This window comes from Bradyrhizobium sp. (assembly GCF_049581145.1).
Classification (GTDB): domain Bacteria; phylum Pseudomonadota; class Alphaproteobacteria; order Rhizobiales; family Xanthobacteraceae; genus Bradyrhizobium.
This window is the reverse complement of the sequence record NZ_JBAURI010000871.1, coordinates 1-3028: the sequence shown is the minus strand read 5'-3', so window position 1 is coordinate 3028 and position 3028 is coordinate 1. Positions and strand designations below refer to the sequence as shown.

The window sequence follows — 3028 nt, the reverse complement described above, 5'->3', positions numbered from 1 at the left end:
GTCAACGATTTTACGCGCGGCTATTTTACCCAGACCCTGATGGCGCTGCTGTCGAAGCATCTCGACAAGCCGGCGGCGCAGTTGACCCGCGAAATCCCCTGCGTGCTGTCGGGCGGCACCGAGGGGGTGATGAGCCCGCATTACAACGTGTTCTGTGTCAGCGAAGGCGGCGCGGCGGCACGCAATTATCCATCGGCGCTGGCGATCGGCATTGCCTTCAGCGCGCCCGTCGCCGCCGAGGATGTCGGCCGTCGCGCCCATGTCGAGAGCGTCGCGGCAGCCGTGCGCGCGGCGATCGGCAACGCCGGCATCGACCGGCTGGATGACGTGCACTTCGTGCAGGTCAAATGTCCCTGCGTTACGGTCGCCCGCGCCGCTGCGGCGATCGCCGCGGGCAGGACGCCGCTGACCAATGATCCCAACAAGTCGATGGCCTATGCGCGGGCCGCCGGCGCGTTCGGCGTCGCGCTGGCGCTGGAGGAAATCAGGGCAAGCGATTTCAGCGATACCTCGCTCCTCACTGATTTCTCCATGCAGTCGCCGCGCGCCAGCATCTCCTCCGGCGTCGAAGTCGAAAGCAACGAGGTGGTCGTGCTCGGCAACAGCCCGGCGTGGGCCGGCGATCTGCGCATCGCGCATCGCGCCATGAGCGACGCGCTCGACATCGGCGGCATCGTCGACGTGCTCGCCGATCTCTCGATCTCCGCGCAACCGCAAGTCTCGGCGGCCGATCTGGGGCGCATCGCCTGCGTGCTGGTCAAATGCGAGCCCGACCGCCGCGGCAAGATTCGAGGCTCGCGCCACACCATGCTCGACGACACCGACATCAATGCGCAGCGTCATATCCGCGGCGCGGTCGCGGGCCTGGTCGCCGGCGTCATCGGCGACGGTCGGATTTTTGTCTCCGGCGGGGCCGAACATCAGGGACCCGACGGCGGCGGCCTGATCGCCATCATCGCCTCGCAACAAGGAAACGGCTAATGCGTGTTGTCATCATCGGAGCCGGTGTCGCGGGATGCGTGATGGCGCGCAGGCTTTCGCGCTTGCAAGGTGTCGAGGTCACCTGCCTCGAACGCGTCACGCGCGACGACCATTCCGAAGCTGGCACCGGGCTCAATGTCGGCCCGAACGCGGTGAAGGCGCTCAACCTGCTCGATCCGGAGTTGACGGCGAGCATCACCCGCGCCAGCTACACTTGGGCCAACTGGCGGATTTCGCTGACTGACGGCACCGTGCTGTTCGACCTGCCGCTCGCCGACGTCGCGGATAATCCGGGCTGGAGGATCCGCTGGTCCGAGCTCTATCGCGTGCTGCGCGAAGCCGCCGGCCCCGCCGTACATTATGCCTGCGAGATCGCCGAGATCGGCCGCGACCGCGCCGATCCGCGCAAGACCTCCGTGACATGGACCCGGGATGGCAAGACCCATCAGCTCGATGGCATCGACCTGCTGATCGCCGCCGATGGCCGTTACTCCAGCGTTCGGCGCATCATCTCGGGCGAACCGTCCATCAGGCACACGGGGGTCGCGATCTTCCGCGTGCTGGTGCCGGACACCTCCAACGGATTGATCGACGACTACGAGCAATGGTTCAACGGGCCCCACCGTTTGCTGGCGTTTCGCGTGCCGCCCGGCCATGTCTATATCGCCGGCACGTTTCCGATCAAGCCGGAGGCGGAGGTCACAGCCAGCATGAAAACGGTGGAGGCGCTGCGCAAGGCCTACACGCCGCCCGCTTCGCCGCCGAGCGCGCAGGCGCGCTGGCTGATCGACACGGTTTGCGAAAACGCAGTGGATACGCACTGGGCGCGGATGCAGGAGCACGACGTGCTCTATCGGGCCCGCGACTGCAACGTGCTCTATCTCGGCGACGCCGCCCATGGCATGGTGCCGACGCTCGGGCAGGGCGCGACCCAGGCTATCGAGGATGCCGCGAACGCGGCCATGCTGATCGTGCGCGCCTACGACAACGGAGATCGCGATGTCGCGGGCTGGCTGGCCGGGATCGAGACGCTGCGCAGGGACCGCATGCGTTTCGTGATGGAGTTTTCGCTCGAGGCGACCGACACCATGCTGGAGGGCGCCGATCCCGTCCAGGGAACCAGGCATAAGACCGAGGCGCCGTTCCAGGACCGGCTCAAGGCGCTCTACCGAGACATCGGACGACCGCTCAGCACAAATAAGCAGGAGACCCACGCATGACCGCAACCAGCGAAACCAGGATGCCGCTCGCCACGGTGCACGGGCTGTTTCACATTGCGATCAAGACCGAGAATCTCGCGGCGACCCGCAAATTCTGGACCGACATCATTGGCCTGAAGGAATTCCCGCGGCCGGATTTCGGCTATCCCGGCGCCTGGCTCGGCTGCACGCAGCCCGGCGGGCTCGCCATCATTCACGTCTATGCCGGTGGGCCGGCGCTCGGACCCGAAGGCAAGGCGCCGGCGGGTACCGCGGCAATCGACCACGTTTCGCTGTCCTGCTCCGGCTATCGCTCCTATGTATCTCGCTTCAAGCAAGCCGGCCTCGACTGGCGCGAGTTCATCGTGCCCGGCACCTCGCTGTGGCAATTGTTCGTCTATGATCCGAGCGGCGTTCAACTCGAGCTGACATTCGAATCCGGCGGCGAGGGCGAACAGAAGCCGGACATGTCGGAGGGCCGCAAATACCTTGCCGGCTCGAGCTTCTTCGACAAGGCCACCTATCCGAAGATCGCCTGACTTCGTCGCGTCCGGATCAGCCATCCAACAATTTTCTGGCTCGATCTTCAGTGACAGCCAATCACTGCTATAAATCGACTTCCCGAACCGATCCGGTTCAATGACGCCTGACGCACCCGTGGGGGACGGACCCGATGAAGAAGCTGATACTGACCTTGCTGCTATCGTCGCCGCTGACGTGCCTGCCGATCGCATCCTCGTCGTCCTGGGCGCAAACCCGATTGACGCCCAAGACGGCGTCTACCGCGCGGGCCGACAATTGCGCGCCGATCGGCCGGACCGCCAAGGGCGAACTGGTCTATTCGATGA

3 protein-coding genes are annotated in these 3028 nt (G+C 65.3%); all 3 read left to right on the top strand.

Annotation, left to right across the window (positions count from 1 at the left end; all coding sequences use genetic code 11):
* The coding region (locus WCB02_RS28450) for a ring-opening amidohydrolase (protein WP_423963080.1) at positions 1–981 on the top strand (981 nt) is incomplete at its 5' end.
* Positions 981–2201, top strand: a complete 1221-nt coding sequence (locus WCB02_RS28445; RefSeq protein ID WP_423963079.1) for an FAD-dependent oxidoreductase — start codon at positions 981–983, stop codon at positions 2199–2201. The genes WCB02_RS28450 and WCB02_RS28445, both read left to right, overlap by 1 nt.
* Positions 2198–2719, top strand: a complete 522-nt coding sequence (locus WCB02_RS28440; protein ID WP_423963078.1) for a VOC family protein — start codon at positions 2198–2200, stop codon at positions 2717–2719. The genes WCB02_RS28445 and WCB02_RS28440 overlap by 4 nt, the downstream gene beginning before the upstream one ends.
* Positions 2720–3028 lie beyond the last annotated feature (309 nt).

Excerpts from the sequence above, each read along its gene's own strand:
- WCB02_RS28445 (WP_423963079.1), top strand. The coding sequence starts at position 981 with ATGCGTGTTGTCATCATCGGAGCCGGTGTCGCGGGATGCGTGATGGCG.
- WCB02_RS28440 (WP_423963078.1), top strand. The coding sequence starts at position 2,198 with ATGACCGCAACCAGCGAAACCAGGATGCCGCTCGCCACGGTGCACGGG.